Annotated in this window: 18 protein-coding genes; 9 read left to right on the top strand and 9 right to left on the bottom strand. The window is 70.1% G+C overall.

The features are described from left to right. Window positions 1-8 precede the first annotated feature (8 nt). On the top strand, window positions 9-188 hold the full coding sequence (locus J9315_RS13905) for a hypothetical protein (protein WP_211978064.1): 180 nt from the start codon (window positions 9-11) through the stop codon (window positions 186-188). 19 nt (window positions 189-207) lie between these two features. Beyond that, complete coding sequence (locus tag J9315_RS13900) at window positions 208-672, top strand: DUF779 domain-containing protein (RefSeq protein WP_211978063.1); 465 nt, start codon at window positions 208-210, stop codon at window positions 670-672. 68 nt (window positions 673-740) lie between these two features. Here J9315_RS13900 and J9315_RS13895 read toward each other — a convergent pair whose 3' ends face one another. From J9315_RS13895 to J9315_RS13870, 6 genes are all read right to left on the bottom strand, one after another. Further along, window positions 741-2,090: an alkylhydroperoxidase domain protein gene (locus J9315_RS13895; protein WP_211978062.1), complete on the bottom strand. Its 1,350-nt coding sequence runs from the start codon at window positions 2,088-2,090 to the stop codon at window positions 741-743. Next, complete coding sequence (locus J9315_RS13890; RefSeq protein WP_249120906.1) at window positions 2,087-3,280, bottom strand: LLM class flavin-dependent oxidoreductase; 1,194 nt, start codon at window positions 3,278-3,280, stop codon at window positions 2,087-2,089. The genes J9315_RS13895 and J9315_RS13890 overlap by 4 nt, the downstream gene beginning before the upstream one ends. Window positions 3,281-3,359: 79 nt before the next feature. Next, window positions 3,360-5,150, bottom strand: coding sequence for an ABC transporter ATP-binding protein (locus tag J9315_RS13885; protein ID WP_211978060.1), 1,791 nt, complete (start codon window positions 5,148-5,150; stop codon window positions 3,360-3,362). After that, the gene (locus tag J9315_RS13880) at window positions 5,147-6,073 is read right to left on the bottom strand and encodes an ABC transporter permease (RefSeq protein WP_211978059.1); all 927 of its coding nucleotides are present in this window, start codon (window positions 6,071-6,073) and stop codon (window positions 5,147-5,149) included. Before J9315_RS13880 ends, J9315_RS13885 begins: the two co-directional genes overlap by 4 nt. Beyond that, complete coding sequence (locus tag J9315_RS13875) at window positions 6,070-7,182, bottom strand: ABC transporter permease (RefSeq protein ID WP_344251404.1); 1,113 nt, start codon at window positions 7,180-7,182, stop codon at window positions 6,070-6,072. Before J9315_RS13875 ends, J9315_RS13880 begins: the two co-directional genes overlap by 4 nt. 2 nt (window positions 7,183-7,184) lie before the next feature. Continuing rightward, window positions 7,185-8,900, bottom strand: coding sequence for a TIGR04028 family ABC transporter substrate-binding protein (locus J9315_RS13870; protein ID WP_211978057.1), 1,716 nt, complete (start codon window positions 8,898-8,900; stop codon window positions 7,185-7,187). A gap of 216 nt (window positions 8,901-9,116) precedes the next feature. On the opposite strand from J9315_RS13870, the gene J9315_RS13865 reads away from it, so the two are divergent. From J9315_RS13865 to J9315_RS13855, 3 genes are all read left to right on the top strand, one after another. Continuing rightward, window positions 9,117-9,836, top strand: a complete 720-nt coding sequence (locus J9315_RS13865; protein ID WP_211978056.1) for a VOC family protein — start codon at window positions 9,117-9,119, stop codon at window positions 9,834-9,836. Continuing rightward, window positions 9,824-10,486, top strand: a complete 663-nt coding sequence (locus J9315_RS13860) for a VOC family protein (RefSeq protein ID WP_198500621.1) — start codon at window positions 9,824-9,826, stop codon at window positions 10,484-10,486. Before J9315_RS13865 ends, J9315_RS13860 begins: the two co-directional genes overlap by 13 nt. Window positions 10,487-10,618: 132 nt before the next feature. Continuing rightward, complete coding sequence (locus J9315_RS13855; protein WP_232623842.1) at window positions 10,619-11,404, top strand: DUF3152 domain-containing protein; 786 nt, start codon at window positions 10,619-10,621, stop codon at window positions 11,402-11,404. Between the two features lie 62 nt (window positions 11,405-11,466). Here J9315_RS13855 and J9315_RS13850 read toward each other — a convergent pair whose 3' ends face one another. Continuing rightward, complete coding sequence (locus tag J9315_RS13850; RefSeq protein ID WP_198500622.1) at window positions 11,467-12,126, bottom strand: MerR family transcriptional regulator; 660 nt, start codon at window positions 12,124-12,126, stop codon at window positions 11,467-11,469. Between the two features lie 123 nt (window positions 12,127-12,249). Here J9315_RS13850 and J9315_RS13845 point away from each other — a divergent pair, with 123 nt between their 5' ends. Next, window positions 12,250-12,720: a DUF4188 domain-containing protein gene (locus J9315_RS13845; protein ID WP_198500623.1), complete on the top strand. Its 471-nt coding sequence runs from the start codon at window positions 12,250-12,252 to the stop codon at window positions 12,718-12,720. 149 nt (window positions 12,721-12,869) lie between these two features. After that, a complete protein-coding gene (locus J9315_RS13840; protein WP_198500624.1) occupies window positions 12,870-15,416 on the top strand; it encodes an ATP-dependent Clp protease ATP-binding subunit in 2,547 nt (848 codons plus the stop codon). Between the two features lie 121 nt (window positions 15,417-15,537). Here the strand turns inward: J9315_RS13840 and J9315_RS13835 are convergent, their stop codons facing one another. Next, window positions 15,538-16,323: a YidC/Oxa1 family membrane protein insertase gene (locus J9315_RS13835; RefSeq protein WP_198500625.1), complete on the bottom strand. Its 786-nt coding sequence runs from the start codon at window positions 16,321-16,323 to the stop codon at window positions 15,538-15,540. Between the two features lie 330 nt (window positions 16,324-16,653). Next, on the bottom strand, window positions 16,654-16,956 hold the full coding sequence (locus J9315_RS13830; RefSeq protein WP_198500626.1) for a hypothetical protein: 303 nt from the start codon (window positions 16,954-16,956) through the stop codon (window positions 16,654-16,656). Between the two features lie 127 nt (window positions 16,957-17,083). Here J9315_RS13830 and J9315_RS13825 point away from each other — a divergent pair, with 127 nt between their 5' ends. Beyond that, the gene (locus J9315_RS13825; RefSeq protein ID WP_211978055.1) at window positions 17,084-17,743 is read left to right on the top strand and encodes an ATP-dependent Clp protease proteolytic subunit; all 660 of its coding nucleotides are present in this window, start codon (window positions 17,084-17,086) and stop codon (window positions 17,741-17,743) included. Beyond that, on the top strand, window positions 17,743-18,324 hold the full coding sequence (locus J9315_RS13820) for an ATP-dependent Clp protease proteolytic subunit (protein WP_211978054.1): 582 nt from the start codon (window positions 17,743-17,745) through the stop codon (window positions 18,322-18,324). Before J9315_RS13825 ends, J9315_RS13820 begins: the two co-directional genes overlap by 1 nt. The last annotated feature ends 115 nt before the right edge of the window (window positions 18,325-18,439 follow it).

Genomic DNA, 18,439 nt, shown 5'->3' with positions numbered 1-18,439 from the left:
AGCTCGACGTGATCAGAACAGCGATCCACGACGTTCCGCCGGTGGACCAGCTTTCGACACTCTCTGCGATGTCGTGGACGGTGCGCGGTGGGCACAGCACCTATTGTTCGATCGGACCGGTCACCCTAGGCTGGAAGAACGTCGGTGGCGTTCTCGACTTCGAAGATCGCCGCTCGGATGACGAATGATGCAGCACGAAGGAGTGCCATGACCGATACCCCCGAACAGACGTCGACGACGCCCGAGCAGACGTCCGTTGCGGTTCTCGACTCCGCGCCCACGATCGAGGGGGAGTCGAAGTCACGGGTCGCGATGACGCAGGCCGCCGTCGACCTCCTCGGCGATCTCGTCGCCAAGCACGGCCAGCTGATGTTCCATCAGTCCGGCGGCTGCTGCGACGGATCTTCGCCGATGTGCTTCCCCGAAGGCGACTTCATCACCTCCGACGCCGACGTCCTCCTCGGCCACTTCGAGCTGCCGCTGCCCGCGCCCAACGCGAAGGGGGAGACGACCTCGGGCATCGACTTCTGGATGTCGGCCGAGCAGTTCGAGTACTGGAAGCACACCCACCTCACCGTCGACGTCGTCCCCGGCCGCGGCAGCGGATTCAGCGTCGAATCGCCGACCGGCAACCGCTTCCTCATCCGCTCGACGCTCATGGACATCGCGTGAGCTCGACACCCGACGTCTGACTCGCGCCGGCCCAGCAGCCCTGCTTCCGCGCGTAGGACTCCCGCGCCCTACTTCCCCGGCGCGATGAGCTCGGGTTCGCCGAGGGAGAGCATGAGCCGGTTCGCCCAATTGAAGAACGCCGCCCCGCCGAGCACATCGACGATCTCCGCATCATCGAGGCCCGCCTCGCGCAGCGCCCCGACGCGCTCGGGCCCGAACGCCGACGGCGTGAGGCTGAGCGCGACCGAGGCGTCGACGATGGCATCCCACACCGGATCGCCGAGGCGCGACGCCGTCCCCGTCCCCTCGTCGAGCAGCGCCTGCACGAGGTCCCGCCGCCCCGACTCCTCGGTCGCGCGGTCGGCATGGATCGACGCGCAGAACAGGCACCCGTTGAGCCGTGAGGCCGCCGTCGCCGCGAGCTCCCGCTCCGCCCGCCCGACCCCGTCGCTGACGTTGAAGAAGATGTCGAGATCCGTCAGCGTCCGCGCCCGCAGCGCCGCCGGATCCCGCGCGAGCAGACGGAAGTAGGGATTCTTCGCCCGTCCGGCCTCGATGAGGGCAGCGCGCTGAGCCTCGGTGAGATCCGCCTCGGCGACCGGCGCGATCCACGGCACCCACCCGAGCCCCGCCTGCTGGAACACCTCGGGCCGCCTCAGCTCGGGATACGTGCTCACCCGGGCGCGCGCCTCGGCGATGTCCGGGGACTCCTTCCCGGTGGCAGAGGTCCGATCAGCCGCCGAGGCGGTGGACCGATCCGGGGCCTCCGCGGGAGTCAGCGGGCGCAGCGGGACCTGCTCCTCGGCCGCCGCCGGCGCGTGAGAGAGCGCGGTCAGCCCGACGCTCAGCCGGATCTGGAAGTTAAGGAACGACACGAGCTGCGCGAGCGTGACGATCCCGTCCTCATCCCAGCCGGCCGCGAGCAGCCGCACGAGATCCTCCGGCCCGGCATCGCGGGGATGGAGCACGAGCAGGTGAGCGAACTCGAGCGCCGCCGAGGTGACCGGACCGAGCGTCTCCCGTGACTTCGCGTCGACGACGAGCTCCGGCCCGGGAACGCTCTCCGCGGCCAGGGCCGCAGAACCGTAGGACCCGAAGGGCCCTCGCACGGGACCGCTGGCATCGAGGTCGACGACGACCTCGTCGAGGAGCTCCGCCACGGCCCACGAGGCGGCCTCGTCCTCGTCGCGGAGGAGATCGCGGTAGAACTCCTCACCCGCGCTCGATCCGAGCAACCCCGCGGTGAACGCGGCGACGACGTAGCGATCGCGGTGGGAGAAGTCGCCGGGGTCCTCGGGTTCGAGGAGCGCCTCGAAGCTCAGCTGCGCATTCTCCTTCGCCTGCGCGCGGTGGTCGCGGACGAGATCGAGCGGGTCACCGGGGGCGATGCCCGCGAGCGTGTTGATGATGTCGGTCATGGCGCGACCCCTGCGGATTCTGCGATTCCCGCTGACCGTGCGCCTCCCGCAGACTCTGCGACCCCCGCGGACTGTGCGATCCCCGCAGACTCCGCCGGAGCCGCCCCGTCGACGCGCAGGCCGAGGGCGGGGGCCACCTCGGTGGCGAGCAGCTCGATCGAGCGCAGGGTGTGCGCGTTCGTCGCCGGCACCGAATGGACCTGGAAGCTGACATCCGACACCCGCCCGAGCACCCGGTCGGCCGCGAGCCGCTCGATGATCTGCTCCGGCGTGCCGAGGTAGGTGTCCGTCGCGGTGAGCAGCTCGTCGAGGTCGAGGCCCGAGGTGTCGTACCCGACGAGCCGGTCCGCCTCGGCGCGCAGTGCGGGTTCGGTGAGCGCGCGCAGACGGGGCAGGTCCTCGGCATCGGCGACGACGGCGGTCCGCGACGCGAGGATCCGCGGTGCGACACCCGCCGGCAGCGCCTCGAGGTACGTGTCGATGACGGGCAGTTGGATCTCATCGAGGCTCGCCCCGAGGTTGTCGCCGGGTCGCGGCTGCGTGCGCGAGAGCATGAGGCCGTCCCCGGCAGCTCCCGCAGCACCGGCCCCACCGGCGGAGAACGTCGCCTGCCAGAGCCGATCACCGAGGCCGCGCCGAGTCTGCGAGCCATCCGAGGCAGACCCGGCCGCCGACCCACCCGCCTCACCGGGGGCCGCCCCGCCATCCGCCGACCCAACGCTGTCCGGTCCCGGATAGAGGAGGTGACCGGTCTCGAGCGCATCACCGCGGAGCAGCGTGCGCAGGGTCGCGAGGTTGTCGGCGAAGACCTCGCGCCGCTCATCGAACGTCGTGCCGAAGGCCGGGAACGATCGGGGATTGCCGCCCGAGCCGAGGCCGATCTCCAGCCGTCCTGCGGCGAGCACGTCGACGACCGCGGCGTCCTCGGCCACGCGCACCGCGTTCTCCATCGGCAGGGTGATGATCGCCGTGCCCAACCGGATCCGGTCCGTCCGCGCGGCGGCGTGGGAGAGGAAGACGAGCGGGGAGGGCAGTCCGCCCTCGGCGGCGGAGAAATGGTGCTGGGCGACCCATGCCGTGCCGAATCCGAAGCGCTCGGCCTGCTCGATCTGCTCGAGCGCGAAGCGATACCGCTGGTCAGCCGGAGCATCCTCGAGGAGGCGGGTGAAGAACCCGAGCGTCGGGCCCACCGGTGTGGTGTTCGTGGTCTCAGTCGCAGAGTTCCCAGTCGCAGAGTTCTCAGTCGCAGAGTTCTCAGTCATCGGTGTCTCAGCTTTCTGTCGGAGCGGAAGGAGTGGAGGCGGCAGGGGCTGGCAGGTCCAGCGGCCGGGGGATCGCGTCGAGGAGCGAGCGCGTGTAGGCGGTCTGCGGTCGGGTGAAGAGGTCCTCCGTCCGACCGCTCTCGACGAGGTGTCCGCGCGACATGACGGACACGGTATCAGCGATCTGGCGCACCACGGAGAGGTCGTGGGAGATGAAGACGTACGTCAGTCCCAGCTCGGTCTGCAGCTGCCCGAGGAGGTCGAGGATCTGCGCCTGCACCGTGACGTCGAGAGCGGAGACCGCCTCGTCGAGGACGACGAGCTCGGGTCCGGCGATGAGCGCACGGGCGATCGCGACGCGCTGCAGCTGCCCGCCCGAGAGCTCCCGCGGCCGCCGATCGACGAACGCCGTCGGCAGTGCGACTCGCTCGAGCATCGCGGTCACGCGCGCACCGCGCTCGGCCCGGGTTCCGATCCGGAAGTTCCGCAGCGGTTCGGTGAGGATCGCCCCGATCGACTGCTGCGGGTCGAGCGCCGAATACGGGTTCTGGTGGACGAGCTGGACGGTCCGCCGCAGGCTCCGCAGCCGCGCCCGGCGGTCCCGGCCGACGCCGAGGTCCGCGGCATCGATCTCTCCGATCCGCACCGTCCCGGCCTGCGGGGTGAGGAACCCGGCGAGCGCCCGACCCGTCGTCGTCTTCCCCGACCCCGACTCCCCGACGATGCCGTGCGTCGTCCCGCGCGCGACCGTGAGCGAGACGTCCTCGACCCCGATGACCTCGCCGAGGCGGCCGGCAGTCCCGCTCTCACCATCAGTCCCGTTCTCACCGGCAGTCCCGTTCTCACCAGGAGCGTCGTCCCCGCGGGCGTAGATCTGCGTGAGCCCCTCGACCGCGACGAAGGGGCTCTCACCAGGCTCACCAATATCGCGGGCCACCCGGTCCCGGAGCCCGGTCCGCGCGTGCAGCGCGGGGGCGTCGGCGAGGAGCCGGGCGGTGTAATCGGCCGCCGGACGGGAGAAGATGTCGGCCGCCGTCCCGGTCTCGACGACGCGGCCTGCGCGCATGACGACGACCTCGTCGGCCCGCTCACCGGCGACCGCGAGATCGTGGGTGATGAGGAGGACGCCCATGCCCGTCTCCGCGCGCAGCTCGTCGAGGAGGTCGAGGATGCGCTTCTGCACCGTGACGTCGAGAGCCGAGGTCGGCTCGTCGGCGATGAGCAGCCGGGGCCGCAGCGCGATCGCCGCCGCGATGAGCACCCGCTGGCGCATGCCCCCGGAGAGCTCGTGCGGATACTGGTCGGCGCGCATCATGGGCCGGTCGATGCCGACGCGTTCGAGGAGGTCGATGACCTGGGCGCGAGCGGCCCGGCGGTCGGCCCGCTTGTGGATGCGCAGCGCCTCGGCGACGGACGTCCCCACGGTCTGCAGCGGGTTGAGCGAGTTCCCGGGATCCTGCGGCACATACCCGATCTGCGCCCCGCGCACCCCGCGCCAGCCCTGCCGGGACAGCGTCGTGAGATCGACGTCGCCGAGGCGGATCCCTCCTGAGGTCACCCGCGCGGTCTCCGGGAGGAGGCCGAGGACGGCGTTCGCCGTCGTCGATTTGCCCGACCCGGACTCGCCGACGACCGCCGTCGTCTCACCCGGACGGACGACGAGGTCGACGTCGTCGACCGCGGGATCGGCGGAACCGCCTCGGCGGGAGTAGTCGACGGTGAGACCGCGGACGGCGAGCAGCGCAGCGGACCCGGCGGGAGCCGGCGCGGTGACAGCGGGAGCGGTCGAGAGGGTCATGAGGTGACCTTTCGCAGGGTGTTGCCGATCTGGTGGGTGGCGAGCACGACGGCCATGACGACGAGGCCGGGCAGGACCGTCAGCCACCATGCGGTGGCGACGAAGTTGCGGCCCTCGGCGATGATGAGGCCCCATTCCGGGGTCGGCGGCGGGGTGCCGTAGCCGAGGAAGCCGAGCGTCGAGATCTGGAGGATCGCCGACCCGATCTGGAGGACGGCGAGCGTGAGGACCGGGGAGATCGAGTTCGGGAGGATGTGGCGCCCGAGCACCGACCAGTACGTGCCGCCGGACCCGTAGGCCGCGGCGACGTAGTCACTCGTGTTGATCCGCACGGCCTCTGACCTCGTCAGACGCGCGAACTGCGCAATCGCGGTGACGCCGACCGCGATCGCCGCGTTGATCGTGCCGAAGCCGAGGACGATGACGATCGAGAGGCTGAGCAGGATCGCGGGGATCGAGAGGAGGACGTCGACGGCGCGCATGAGCACGTCATCGACCCAGCCGCGGCGCGTGCCGGCGATGAGCCCGATCCCGGTGCCGACGATGAGCCCGACGCCGACGGCGACGAGGGCCGCCAGCAGCGACTGGGACGCGCCGTGGACGACCCGGGCGAAGACGTCGCGGCCCGTCTGATCGGTGCCGAACCAGTGGTCGGCGCTCGGCGCGAGAAGGGCCGCGGTGTCCCCGCCGTCATTGGGATCGTACTGCGTGAAGAGACCGGGCACGAGCGCCCAGGCGACGGCGATGAGGAGCACGAGCGCCGACACCGCGGTCGCCGGCCCGATGACCGCGCCCGCCGCCCCGAGCCGAGTGACGCTGAAGCGAGTGCCGCCGGACCGACTGCCGCGGGACCCGTCGGGGCCGGTGCCGTCACCGGTCGGTCGGTTGAGGCTCGTGCGGGTGAGACTCGAGATGAAGCTCATGGCCTCGCCTTCCTCGTCGCATGATCGTCGGTACCCCAGTCCAGCTCGACGCCGACGCTGCTCGCGCTCGCCGCCAGGGCCTGCTTCGTCCGGTCGTCGGGTGTCCGTTGTCGTGTCGCCGTCTGCGATGGTCTCCGCAGTCCCCGCGCCGAGGCGGTTCCCCGGCCGCGTCGGAGTCGGACGTCGACGACGGGGTAGAGGAGGTCGACGACGAGGTTGATGACGACATAGCCGAGCGTGGCGAGGACGACGACGGCGAGCAGGATCGGATTGTCGCGGTTCGTCACCGCCTGCGCGGTGATCTGGCCGATGCCGTTGCGGCCGAACACGGTCTCCGTGACGACGGCGCCGGCGACGAGTTCGCCGAAGATCAGGCCGACGATCGTCAGCCCCGGCAGCAGCGCGTTGCGGGCGACGGCGTGGACGAGGATCCACAGCTCGGAGGCCCCCTTCGCGGCCGTCACCTTGACGAAGCCCGCGGCCTTGACCTCGGTGATCGAGCGGATGAGGACCTGCGCGATCGGGGCCGACAGCGGGACGGCGACGGTGAGCGTGGGGAGGACGAGCGCCTCGGCGGGGCCGGGGGAGACGACGGAGACGAAGCCGAGCTGGAACGAGAACACCTGGATGAGGAGGATCCCGAGCCAGAACACGGGGATCGAGATGAAGAGGCTCGGCACGGAGTCGAGGACCCGGCGCACCCACGCCCGCGGGCCGGTCGTCGGGCCGAAGGTCGCGAACACCGCGATGAGCACGCCGAGGACGACCGCGGTGAGGAAACCGGAGACCGCGAGTGCGAGCGTCGAGGGCAGGGCGGCGGCGACGATCGTCGACACGGCGGCTCCCGTCTGCACGGAGAACCCGAAGTTCCCGGTGAGGAACCCGCCGAGCGTGATGAGGTAGCGGGTGAGCAGCGGTTCGTCCGCGCCGGTCTCCGCGCGGATCGCCGCGACCTGGTCGGCCGAGAGTCCGAGCGCGGGATCGGCGAAGCGGGCGGTCACCCCGTCCCCGGGGATGACGGAGAGGAGGACGAACGCCGCGGTGAAGGCGAGCAGCAGGACGAGGAGAGCCTGTCCGAGCCGCAGCCAGAGGTATCTCAGGTCGATCATCATCAGCTCGCAATCCAGGTGCTGTAGAAGTCGGGGCGGCCCACGGGTTCGGTGGCGAAACCATGGACGCGGCGGCGGAAGGCGAAGACCTGCGGCTCCTCGAAGAACGGGAGGACGTAGGCCTGGTCGACGAGGTAGGACTGGACCGCCTCGGCGGCGGCCTGGCGACGCGCCGTCGCCGGTTCGGAGGCCAGGGCGTCGAGGAGACGGTCGATCTCCGGGTCGACGGTGTCGTCCGCGGCGTCGTCGCGGCCGGCGGCGTTGAGGAAGACGTCCCGGTTGACCGAGGCGTAGTTCGACCGCAGGTTGTCGTAGTCGGCCCGGGCGACCATCGAGTGGTAGATCTGGATCGAGTCGAGGTCGAGGGCGTCGAGCGTCTGCTTCGCCTGGTCGCCGGGGTTGATCGACAGGCGCACCCCGACGCGGCGCAGCTGCTGCTGGACGAGCGTCTGCACCTCGTTCGACCGCGGCTGCGGCAGTGCCGTGTTGACGGTGAGCGCGAGGACCTGTCCGTCCTTGACGCGGTACCCGCCGGCCCCGCGTTCGGCCCAGCCCGCCTCGTCGAGGAGGCGGTTCGCCGCGGCGGGGTCGTAGACCCAGGCCCCGGTCTGGTCCGTGTAGCCCATCGCGCCCTGCGCGAGCAGCCCCGTGGCGAGCGGGTAGTTCGGGGTGAAGAGCTTGTCGACGATCTCCTGGCGGTCGATCGCCGAGATGAGGGCCCGGCGGACGCGGATGTCGGCGAGCAGGGGGTGGCGGAAGCGGAAGTTGATGCTGTTGTTGATCCCGTTCGTCGCCTTCGCATAGAGGCGCAGCCCCTGCTCGGACACGCGCGGCTCGTCGGGGGCCTGGACGTCGCGGACGCCGTCGGCCTGGCCGGAGAGCACTGCGCCGATGCGCACCGAGTACTCGCTGTTGACGAGGTAGTCGATGCCGTCGAGGTACGGCCGGCCCTGATGCTTCAGGTGCGGCGGCGCCCAGTCGTAGTCCTCCCGGGCGCGGATCGAGAGCTTCGTCCCGATCGTCTCGGCGGTGATGCGGAAGGGACCGGCCGTGTGGATCTTCGTCGCGCTGCCGGGACCGAAGCCCTCGGCGTCGAGGTCGAGGGTGGAATCGGCGAGGAGTCCCGCGTTCATCGTCGATGTCGCCTGCGCGAAGCCGGGGGAGGGCGCGGTGAAGTGGAAGCGCACGCGACGGTCGTCGAGGACCTCGGCACGGTCGTAGTTCGAGATCTGCTCGGACACGGGCAGGGTGCGCGATTCGTCGCCGCGGCCGAAGAGGTCGAAGTTCTTCGCGACGTTCGCCGCCGTCAGCGGGGACCCGTCGGAGTACGTGACGCCCTGCCGCAGGGTGAACGTGAACTCGGTGGCGTCGGCGCTGATCTCCGGCAGCGCGGTCGCCAGCCACGGGAAGAGCTCGAGGGTCTCAGGGTCCTGCCAGAGCAGGCGCGCGGAGATGTTGTTCATGATCCCGCCGTTGGGGTAGAAGCCGACGGACGGCGGGTAGAGGAGCGTCCACGTCTGCGGCTCGAAGTACGTGAGCACCCCGCCGTTCACGGGCGGACCGTCGGTGAGCGGATCGGTGTCGGTCGGGGTGCAGGCGCTCAGTGCGGCGAGCGCCCCGAGGCCGAGACCGACGCCGAGCACACTGCGCCGGGTGGTTCCGCCGAGGCGGGCAGCAGGCACAGCGGTCGCGCGGTGCCGGGGACGGAGGTCCGTCATGGTGGTGAAGTCCTTCGAGCAGGCGGGGCGGTGTCAGTGGGGCTGCGGAGATCGCGGCGCCGGTGGAGCTTTTTAGCTCAACAATCGACGCGGTGAATCGATTCCGCGTCGGCGCACATCGGCATTCGCCGTGTCGCGTCCCAGGTGGTCGTCTGCATGCCCTGAAGTCAATCCCATCCGCGTCATGACTGTCAATTCGTGCCTTAATATTGAGACATGATGCTGCCTGCGACCTTCGATCATCTCGTCATCGCCGTCCCGGATCTCGCGCAATCTGTTGAGCAATGTGAGGCGATTCTCGGTGTTCGTCCGGTGTCCGGAGGGGCGCACCCCGGGCGCGGCACCGCGAACGCGCTGCTCGGGCTCGAGATCGCCGGGACCCGGACCGAGCGCGGCTACCTCGAGCTCCTCGGGCCCGACCCCGAGCAGAACCCCGATCCCGCCGCTGACCCGACGGCGCCGGACCCGACGGCCCCAGACCCGACGGCACCCGACCCGACGGCGCCCGCACTGCCCCCGGCGCTCGCGGGGGTCACCGCACCGCTCGTGCAGCGGTGGGCGATCCATCCGCGGGGATTCGACCGGGCCGTCGCGGCTGCCGCGGAGGCGACGGATCCGCCCGTCGACCTCGGCGCGGTGTTCGATATGTCCCGCCGGACACCGGATGGTGAGACCCTGCGGTGGCGGCTGACGCGACGGACTCCGCTCGCGCTCGGCGGGATCCAGCCCTTCCTCATCGACTGGCTGGACACCCCGCACCCGGCGAGCCGCGCGATGCCGACCGTCGCCCTCGCCCAGTTCTGGGCGACGAGCCCCACGGTCGCGGACACCCGCGCCGTGCTCGCAGCTCTCGATGCGAGAATCGAGGTCGAAGCGGGGGAGACCGACGCTCTCCACGCCCGACTGGAAGGACCCGGTGGCACATGGCTGCTCTGATCCCCGCCCATCTCGACCACCTCGTCGTCACCGTCCCCGACCTGCCCGCGGCGGTCGCGGAGATCGAACGGGCCACCGGAGTGCCGGCCGTGCCCGGCGGCCGGCACCCCGGACTCGGGACGGCGAACTTCCTCATCGGGCTGGCACCGGCTGGCCGGCCGGACGGGGCGCACACGTATCTCGAGATCCTCGGACCCGATCCCGAGCAGGAGGCTCCGGCCGACGGCACGCTGCCGCTCGACGCGCATCTCGCGACCGCCCCGACCCTGCGCACGTGGGCGATCCACCCGCCGGCCATGGCGGCGACGGTCGCCGCCGTGCGCACCGCGGGCATCGACGTCGGCGAGGTCAGGGACATGTCGCGCGAGACCGCCGAGGGGAACCTCCTCGCGTGGCAGCTGACGAGCCGGTCCCCGCTCCCGCAGGAGGGGATCCAGCCGTTCCTCATCGACTGGGGTGACTCGGTCCATCCCGCCGAGGCGGCCCTGCCCTCCCTCGATCTCCTCGAGTTCATCGTCGAGGTGCCCTACGTCGCTGCGACGCGGAGCATGCTCGAGGTCCTCGGGGCCGGTGACACCGAGGTCGCCACCGGGCCCGAGCGCCGCCTGCGGGCGCGGCTGCGCGGTCCGGGCGGGGAGCTGACGTTCTGAGCGTACGGTGCCCGTCGCTTCGAGACTCGGCAGAGACCGCGATCCGGCAGAGACCGCGATCCGGCAGAGACCGAGATCCGGCAGGGACTGAGATCCGGCAGAGAGAGGGAACCCGCGGCTAGACTCGCAGGTGTGATTCCGCCCCTCATCCCCACCGGCCGCAGTCCGCGCGCTGCACGGATCGGTCGCGCCGCCTCGGCGTTGGTCGTCGCTGCCCTCCTCACCGCCGTCAGCGCGTGCGCGCCCGAGGAGGCCGAGGAGACCCGGCCGACACCGCAGGCGGTCGAGACGATCGCTGCCCCGTCGGTGACCGACCCGGCCGATCTCCCAGGACCGACGGCCACGGGACCCGGCGGTGATTCGGCCGGTGCGGTCGGCGTGACCGAAGGCGACATCGAGATGCAGGGCAGCGGAAAATGGGCGCGCCCGGCCGCTGAGGTCGGGCCCAACCGCGACGGCGGCAGGGCGTTCACGGTCGCCGTCCGGGTCGAGGACAATCTGCCCATCGACGTCGATGGCGCCTCCGACTTCATCATCGCGACCCTCCAGGACGAGCGCGGCTGGCAGGACATCGACGACGTGTCGATCGAACTCGTCGATTCGGGGCAGGACGCGATGATCAGTATCGCGAGCCCGAACACCGTCGATGAGATGTGCCTGCCGCTCAAGACGCTCGGGAAGCTCTCGTGCCGCAACGGCCCGAACGTCATCCTCAATGCCAAGCGCTGGGTGAGCGCGACTCCGGAGTTCGACGACATCACGCAGTACCGGCAGTACCTCATCAACCACGAGGTCGGGCATGCGCTTGGTCACGGCCACGAATCGTGCCCGGGTTCGGGGGAGACCGCCCCGCTCATGCAGCAGCAGACGAAGGGCCTGTCCGGCTGCACGCCCAACGGCTGGCCGTCCCAGGGGTAGTGGGTTCGGCCGCCTCGGGGATGACCGGCCGACTGCGATTGACGACAAGCTGAGAGTCGAGGTCAGCCCTCCCTGAACCGTCTGATCGCAACGTCCTGTTGGGCGAGGCGGCGCAGGGCGAGCAGTACCGGTTCGAGGAGCAGGGTGCCGAGCACCGCCTGCCGCACGGCGCTGTCGATCTCGGCGGTGGGCACGGTGTCGACCTCCGCCTCGGCGAGGTCGTGGACGGTGCGCCCGTAGCGAGCGAGGCCGCCGTCGATGAGGTCGATGCCCGCCGCATCGAGAGCCCGCAGCGCCGTGGCGAGCTGGTCGACTTCGACGCTGTCGGGGTCGATCGTCCACCCGAGTTCGGCGACGAGGCCGAGGGCCGCCTCGGTGCTGGTTCCCTCTGGCCCCTGACGGGACGAGCCTGTCTGACGGGGTGGGCCTGCTTGACGGGGGGCCTGCGCGGGCATCGTCGCGTGCTGTGCCGCGCCGAGCACCTCGGAGAACGTCTCCGGCGGATCGTCGATGACGCCGAGCACGCGTTTGGCCGCCTCGATGCTCAGTCGGGCCGGGCCGAGGAGGGCGCGGATGAGCTCGAGACGGTCGACGTGCGCCTCGGAGTAGACCGCCTGCGTCGCCGACGTCCGCTCGCCGGCCGGCAGCAGTCCCTCCCGCAGGTAGTACTTGATCGTCGCCACCGGCACGTCGCTGCGTCGCGACAGCTCAGAGATCCGCACAGAGTCCTCCTTCTTGCGTCTGATCCTTCTTCCGGCTGATTCCACCCTCCGTCCCCTTGACATTGGACAGTATAACTATCCAATATTGGAGAGTGCAGGTATCCATTATGTCAGGAGCTCACGATGACGACGACTCGACTCACCCATGATTACGACGGCGAACTCGTCGTCTTCCACATCGGCATGCGCATCCGTCAGTGGTGGCGCCCCGACCTCTGGCTGCCCGTCTTCCAGGCGATGCCGCCGATGCTCCGCGAGCTCTCGCAGGACCCCGACTCCGGACTCCTCGGCTTCCGGCTGATCGCCGACCCGCGCGGTCCGTGGACGGTGCAGTACTGGAGTTCGCTCGAGAAGCTCTATGCCTACGCCTCCGATCCGCAGGCGTCCCACCGACCCGCATGGTCGGCCTTCAATCGGCGCGCGCGGAATGCGCCGCGTGCCGTCGGCGTGTGGCATGAGACCTACCCGGTGGCCGGTGCGGAGTCGATCTACGTGGGCATGCCCCCGATCGGACTCGCCGAGGTGGTCGGATCCCGCCCGGTCACCGGTCGCAGCCATCGCGCGGCCGACCGCCAGGCCCGTCTGGATCGGTGAAATCACTGGTCAGAGCCTTGGTTCCGATGGGTAAGCGAGACCTCCATCACGCCGGGGAGGGACGGGGAATATCACCGGGAGGATTCTCGTTGATTGAGTCAAACAGACGTATATGAGTCACCCTGGCTCAACTTCCAAAGGAGACCGTTTTGGCTAACTTCTTCGGACCTTCCAGTGGTGGCGAAGGCTCTTTCGACGAGTTCCTCGCCCGCTATCTGCAGGGTCAGAACACACCACGGCAGGGCCGTTCCGTCGACATCAACCGGTTGCTGTCCAAGCGCACGCGTGAAGTCGTCGATGGCGCTGCCGAGTACTCGCGGCGGCGCGGACAGGAAGAGGTCGACGCCCTCCACCTGCTGCGCGTGATGGTCGATTCCGAGCACGGCTCGGCGTCCCTGCGCCAGGTCGGCGCGGACCCCGAGGCGATCGCCCGGGCCATCGACGAGCGCCTGCCCGAATCCGCCGAGGCACGCGAGACCGAGGGCGCGCCGACACTGACCGGCGCTGCCCAGAAGTCGCTGCTCGACGCCTACCAGGTCGCCCGCGCGTTCGGCTCGACCTACATCGACCCCGAACACCTCTTCTTCGCCTTCGTCCTCAACCAGGAGATGCCCGCCGGGCGGATCCTCGCGCAGGCCGGGGTCACGCAGGCGACCCTGCAGGCCGGTGCCCAAGCGGCCGAAGCCAAGCAGACGCAGGGCGGGACGACCGAGTCCGGTGAGGGGGAGTCGATGCTCGAGAAGTTCGGCACCGACCTCACGGCGCTCGCCGCTGAAGGCCGGCTCGACCCGGTCATCGGTCGTGCCACGGAGATCGAGGAGACCATCGAGATCCTCGCCCGCCGCACGAAGAACAACCCCGTTCTCATCGGTGAGGCCGGCGTCGGCAAGACGGCGATCGCCGAAGGACTGGCGCAGGCCATCGAATCCGGCGACATCCCCGCTCAGCTCCTCGGCAAGCGGGTCATCGCCCTCGACCTGCCCGGCATGCTCGCCGGCACCCGCTACCGCGGTGACTTCGAAGAGCGTCTGACGAAGACGCTCGACGAGATCGCCGAGGACGGAGACACGATCGTCTTCGTCGACGAGCTCCACACCCTCGTGGGAGCAGGCGGCAGCGGCGAATCGAATTCGATGGACGCCGGCAACATCCTCAAGCCGCGCCTGGCCCGTGGGGATCTCCACCTCCTCGGCGCGACGACGCTGCGTGAGTTCCGCACGATCGAGAAGGATTCGGCGCTCGCTCGCCGCTTCCAGCCGGTCATGGTCGGCGAACCGACCATCGAGGACGCGGTGACGATCCTCGCCGGACTCGCCGATCGGTACGCCGAGCACCACGGTGTCACCTACGACGCCGAGGCGATCCGCGCCGCCGTCGAACTCTCGCACCGCTACATCACCGACCGGTACCTGCCGGACAAGGCCATCGACCTCATCGACCAGGCCGGCGCCCGGCTCTCGCTCAAGCGGGGTCCGGTCGTCGACACGGCAGCGATGCGCTCCGAGCTCGGCGAGCTCGAGGCGGAGAAGAACTCGGCGATAGCGGCCGAGAACTTCGAGCGGGCCGGCGAGATCCGCGATGAGATCTCCCACCTCACCGATCGGCTCGAGGAGATCCTCAACTCGAGGACCACCTCGGCGAATGACGGGGAGGACGGCGTCGTCGACGCCGAGCAGATCGCTCAGGTCGTCTCCCGGGCCACCGGGATCCCGGCCTCGTCGATGACGCAGGAGACGAAGATCCGGCTCGCAGGACTCGAGGACATGCTCCACGGTCGCGTGGTCGGTCAGGACGACGCCGTGTCCGCGGTGTCGAAGGCCATCCGCCGGTCGCAGACCGGGATGGGCGATCCCGCCCGGCCCATCGGCAGCTTCCTCTTCCTCGGCCCCACGGGCGTGGGCAAGACGGAGCTGGCGAAGGCGCTCGCGTCGACGCTGTTCGACGACGAGTCGGCGATGATCCGGTTCGACATGAGCGAGTTCGGGGAGCGGCACACCGTGTCCCGTCTCGTCGGCGCCCCTCCCGGGTACGTCGGCTACGACGAGGCCGGTCAGCTCACGGAGCAGGTCAGGCGCCGTCCGTACTCGGTGATCCTCCTCGACGAGGTCGAGAAGGCGCACCCGGACGCGTTCAACCTGCTCCTCCAGGTCCTCGACGACGGTCGGCTCACCGATGGTCAGGGACGCACGGTCGACTTCCGCAACACCGTCATCATCATGACGTCCAACCTGGGCTCCGAGTTCATCGGGGCATCGACGCCGCTGGGCTTCACCTCGGCCGATGCCACGGTGACCGAGCGGGACCTCAAGGCGAAGGTGATGGGTCGGCTCAAGGAGGTCATGCGGCCGGAGTTCCTCAACCGGATCGACGACACCGTGATGTTCACCCGCCTCGACCGGGTGCAGCTGCGGGAGATCGTCGGGCTCCAGCTCGAGCAGTCGATCGATCGGCTCTCGCGCCAGGGCATCGCCCTCGAGGTGTCTCAGGACGCCATGGACTGGCTCGCCGAGGCCGGTTACGAGCCCGAGTTCGGTGCGCGGCCGCTGCGCCGCGTCATCCAGCGCGAGCTCGATGACCGGATCGCCGACATCCTCGTCACCGAGGCTGTCGCCGAAGGCGGAACCGTCGACGTCACCGTCGTCGACGGACAGCTCACGGTGGCTCCTCGCACCGAGGCGGCTCCGCTGGCGGCCTGACCGGTCGCCGGCGCGAGGCGCCACCCTCTTCGACGCGGTGATCCGACATTTACGCCCTTTGCAAAGGGCGTAAATGTCGGATCACCGCGTTGTTGTGTCTGCAGGGCGTTGAAGGCGCTGCCTAGGCCCGTGGGGCGCCCGTGTGATCGACGCCGAGGGCGCGGTTGATCGTGATCCGCTCGACGAGTGTCCACGCGGTCGTCGTCATGAGGTAGAGGGTCGCGGCGAGCGGCACGAACGCGGCGAAGACGGCGGTGAGGAACGGCATGAAACTGAGCATCCGCGTCATCCCCGACAGGTCGACCCCGCCGGGCAGCTGGGTCGCGGAGTCGGCCGCCGAGGTGGTCGGCTGCGGCATGAGCAGGTGGCGGGAGAGCGCGGCGACGACGGCGATCGCGACGATGAGCCCGGCATAGAGCAGTCCCGCGACCCAGGTGAGGTCGCCTGCGCCGATGAGACCGACGAGGCTCGAGCTCAGCGGAATCCCGAAGAGCGTGTGCCCGAGCAGCTCGTTGGCCTGACCGCCGATCGTCGGCTGGACGAAGAGGCCGTAGACGGCCATGAGCACGGGAATCTGCAGGAGCACCGGCAGGCAGCCGGCGAACGGGGAGGCGTTCTCCTCCCGATAGAGCTCCATGAGCTTCTCCTGCATGACCTGCTGGTTCCCCTTGTGCCGCTTCTGCAGCTCGGCGATCTTCGGGGCCAGGCGCTTCCGTGTGATGCCGGCCCTGACCTGCGAGAGGCCGACGGGGATGAGGAGGGTGCGCACGGCGAGGGTGAGCACGATGACGGCGATCGCCGCACTGCTCTCACCGGCGAGCGGTTGGAGGAGGTCGCTGAGCGCGGTGACGAGCCAGTACGCGCCGGAGACGAGGAGTTTGATGGGTGGGAATTCGTAGATGTTCACAGACGGTGTCCTTCGTTCGTCCGGGTGAGCACGGAACCGGGCTCACGCGGCGTGCACGCGCACTGCGACAGTGCTCGGGCACAGGGGTGGGGTCGTCACCTGAACGAGGAATAAGCTGCTGGACTCCCGCGCCGAGGCGGGGCAACGGGGCCGTGCCAACAGGACAGCACCGAGGCGGGGCAACGGGGCCGTGCCAACGGGGCAGCACCGAGGCGGGACAACGGGGCCATGCCAACGGGGCAGCGCCGAGGTGGGGCAACGGGGACATGCCAACAGCGCAGCGCCGAGGCAGGGGGCAGTCCCGTCAGAGCATCGCAGAGGAGTCGTCGTTCAGGCGTGGGCTGAGACGACGAAGGACGGCGCTCTGGCCATCACGGTGCCCGGGGTGCCGGGTGCGGCCGGCATGCGGAAGTCGCGGACCGCCGAGGGCTCACGGCGCATCCACGGACCGTGCGGGGCCAGGGAGAGCACGCGCACGAGCGCACTCGCCGCCCACACCCCGACGGGAGTGAGGAACGCGGCACCGAGGAGGACGAGGACGAGAAGATGCGCCGGCGACTGCGGAAGCACCGCATCGACATCGGCGCTGAGCACGACGACGATGAGCTGGATCGCCATCCACAGACTCAGCATCGCACCCGCCTTCCCCCAACAGTTCCTGCGCTGTCGACGATAGCACGCGCGTCTGCCCACGGCAGGCACGATCCGCTCCCGGCAGAATCCGCACCGGCGACCGCCTCGGCGCTGTCATCGTGGGGACATGTTCACACTCACCGCTCCACCGGTCTGGGACGAGAACGACGACGTCCCCACCGTGACCCCCGTCCCCGAATCCCAGCGCATGCTCTTCGCCCACCGCTCGGTCGTCTTCAACGGCGAGCTGCGCGACGACAACGGCATGGAGATCGCCTCCCGCCTCATCCTCCTCTCGGCCGAGGACCCGGCCGCCGACATCTTCCTCTGGATCAACTCCCCGGGCGGGTCGGTGCCGATGATGCACGCGATCGCCGATGTCATCGCCGCCCTGCCGAACGATGTCGTGACGATCGCGTTCGGGTGGGCCGCCTCGGCGGGGCAGTTCGTCCTCACGATGGGCACGCCCGGCAAGCGCCTGGCGCTCCCGCACGCGAAGATCCTCCTCCACCAGGGGTCGGCGGGGATCGGGGGCGCGGCCGCCGACATCGAACTCCAGGGCGGGGACCTGCGCGACGTCCGCGACTCCGTCCTCACCCGCATCAGCGAGGCGACCGGGCAGACCTTCGACCAGGTGTTCCACGATTCCCTGCGCGACAAATGGTTCTCCGCCGAGGCGGCCGTCGAGTACGGCTTCATCGACCGGGTCGTGTCCGCCTCCTCCGAGCTCTTCGCGCCGCTGGGACCGGGGCGCACGCACGGACTCGCGACGGACGGAGCCCGGTGATGAGCCAGTACACGATCCCCCACGTCGTCGACCGGTCGGGGAACTCCGAGAAGATCGTCGACGTCTACTCGCACCTGCTCGGCAATCGGATCATCTACCTCGGCGTGCCGATCGACGACGGCGTCGCCAACACCGTCATCGCTCAACTCCTTCACCTCGAAGCGTCCAGCCAGGAGGTGCCGATCCACCTCTACATCAACTCACCGGGCGGTTCGCTCACCGCGATGACCGCGGTCTATGACGCGATGTCGCACGTGTCCGCGCCGGTCGCGACGACGTGTGTCGGACAGGCGGTCGCCGACGCCGCGGTGCTGCTCGCCGGGGGAGAGGCGGGGCAGCGGTCGATGCTCGCCCACGCCCGGGTCGTCCTGCGGCAGCCGCACGCGGACGGGGCGCGGGGGACGATCCCGGACCTCATCGTCGCCGCCGACGAGATCGTCCGGCAGCGCCGAGAGGTCGAGGCGATGCTCGCCGCCGACACGGGGCGGACTCCCGAGCAGATCCACGCCGATCTCGACCGTGACCTCGTCCTCGACGCGACCGCGGCGAAGGCGTTCGGGATCGTCGACCAGATCGTGTGAGGCGGGTGCGCCGCGCTGGAGGTGGGTTGGGGTGCCGGGCGCGAGGTGGGACGCCGGGCTGGCGGCTTGCCGAGCTGTGGGATTGACGTCCTGTGGGTTCGGTATGGCGGAGGTT

It is taken from the genome of Brevibacterium sp. W7.2 (assembly GCF_018137945.1).
Lineage (GTDB): Bacteria > Actinomycetota > Actinomycetes > Actinomycetales > Brevibacteriaceae > Brevibacterium > Brevibacterium sanguinis.
Note: the sequence above shows the minus strand (reverse complement) of the source record. Positions and strands in the feature narration are given on the sequence as shown.

Coding starts and splice junctions, on each gene's coding strand:
- J9315_RS13900 (WP_211978063.1), top strand. CDS start 208: ATGACCGATACCCCCGAACAGACGTCGACGACGCCCGAGCAGACGTCC.
- J9315_RS13895 (WP_211978062.1), bottom strand. CDS start 2,090: ATGACCGACATCATCAACACGCTCGCGGGCATCGCCCCCGGTGACCCG.
- J9315_RS13885 (WP_211978060.1), bottom strand. CDS start 5,150: ATGACCCTCTCGACCGCTCCCGCTGTCACCGCGCCGGCTCCCGCCGGG.
- J9315_RS13880 (WP_211978059.1), bottom strand. CDS start 6,073: ATGAGCTTCATCTCGAGTCTCACCCGCACGAGCCTCAACCGACCGACC.
- J9315_RS13875 (WP_344251404.1), bottom strand. CDS start 7,182: ATGATCGACCTGAGATACCTCTGGCTGCGGCTCGGACAGGCTCTCCTC.
- J9315_RS13870 (WP_211978057.1), bottom strand. CDS start 8,900: ATGACGGACCTCCGTCCCCGGCACCGCGCGACCGCTGTGCCTGCTGCC.
- J9315_RS13865 (WP_211978056.1), top strand. CDS start 9,117: ATGATGCTGCCTGCGACCTTCGATCATCTCGTCATCGCCGTCCCGGAT.
- J9315_RS13860 (WP_198500621.1), top strand. CDS start 9,824: ATGGCTGCTCTGATCCCCGCCCATCTCGACCACCTCGTCGTCACCGTC.
- J9315_RS13845 (WP_198500623.1), top strand. CDS start 12,250: ATGACGACGACTCGACTCACCCATGATTACGACGGCGAACTCGTCGTC.
- J9315_RS13830 (WP_198500626.1), bottom strand. CDS start 16,956: ATGCTGAGTCTGTGGATGGCGATCCAGCTCATCGTCGTCGTGCTCAGC.
- J9315_RS13825 (WP_211978055.1), top strand. CDS start 17,084: ATGTTCACACTCACCGCTCCACCGGTCTGGGACGAGAACGACGACGTC.
- J9315_RS13820 (WP_211978054.1), top strand. CDS start 17,743: ATGAGCCAGTACACGATCCCCCACGTCGTCGACCGGTCGGGGAACTCC.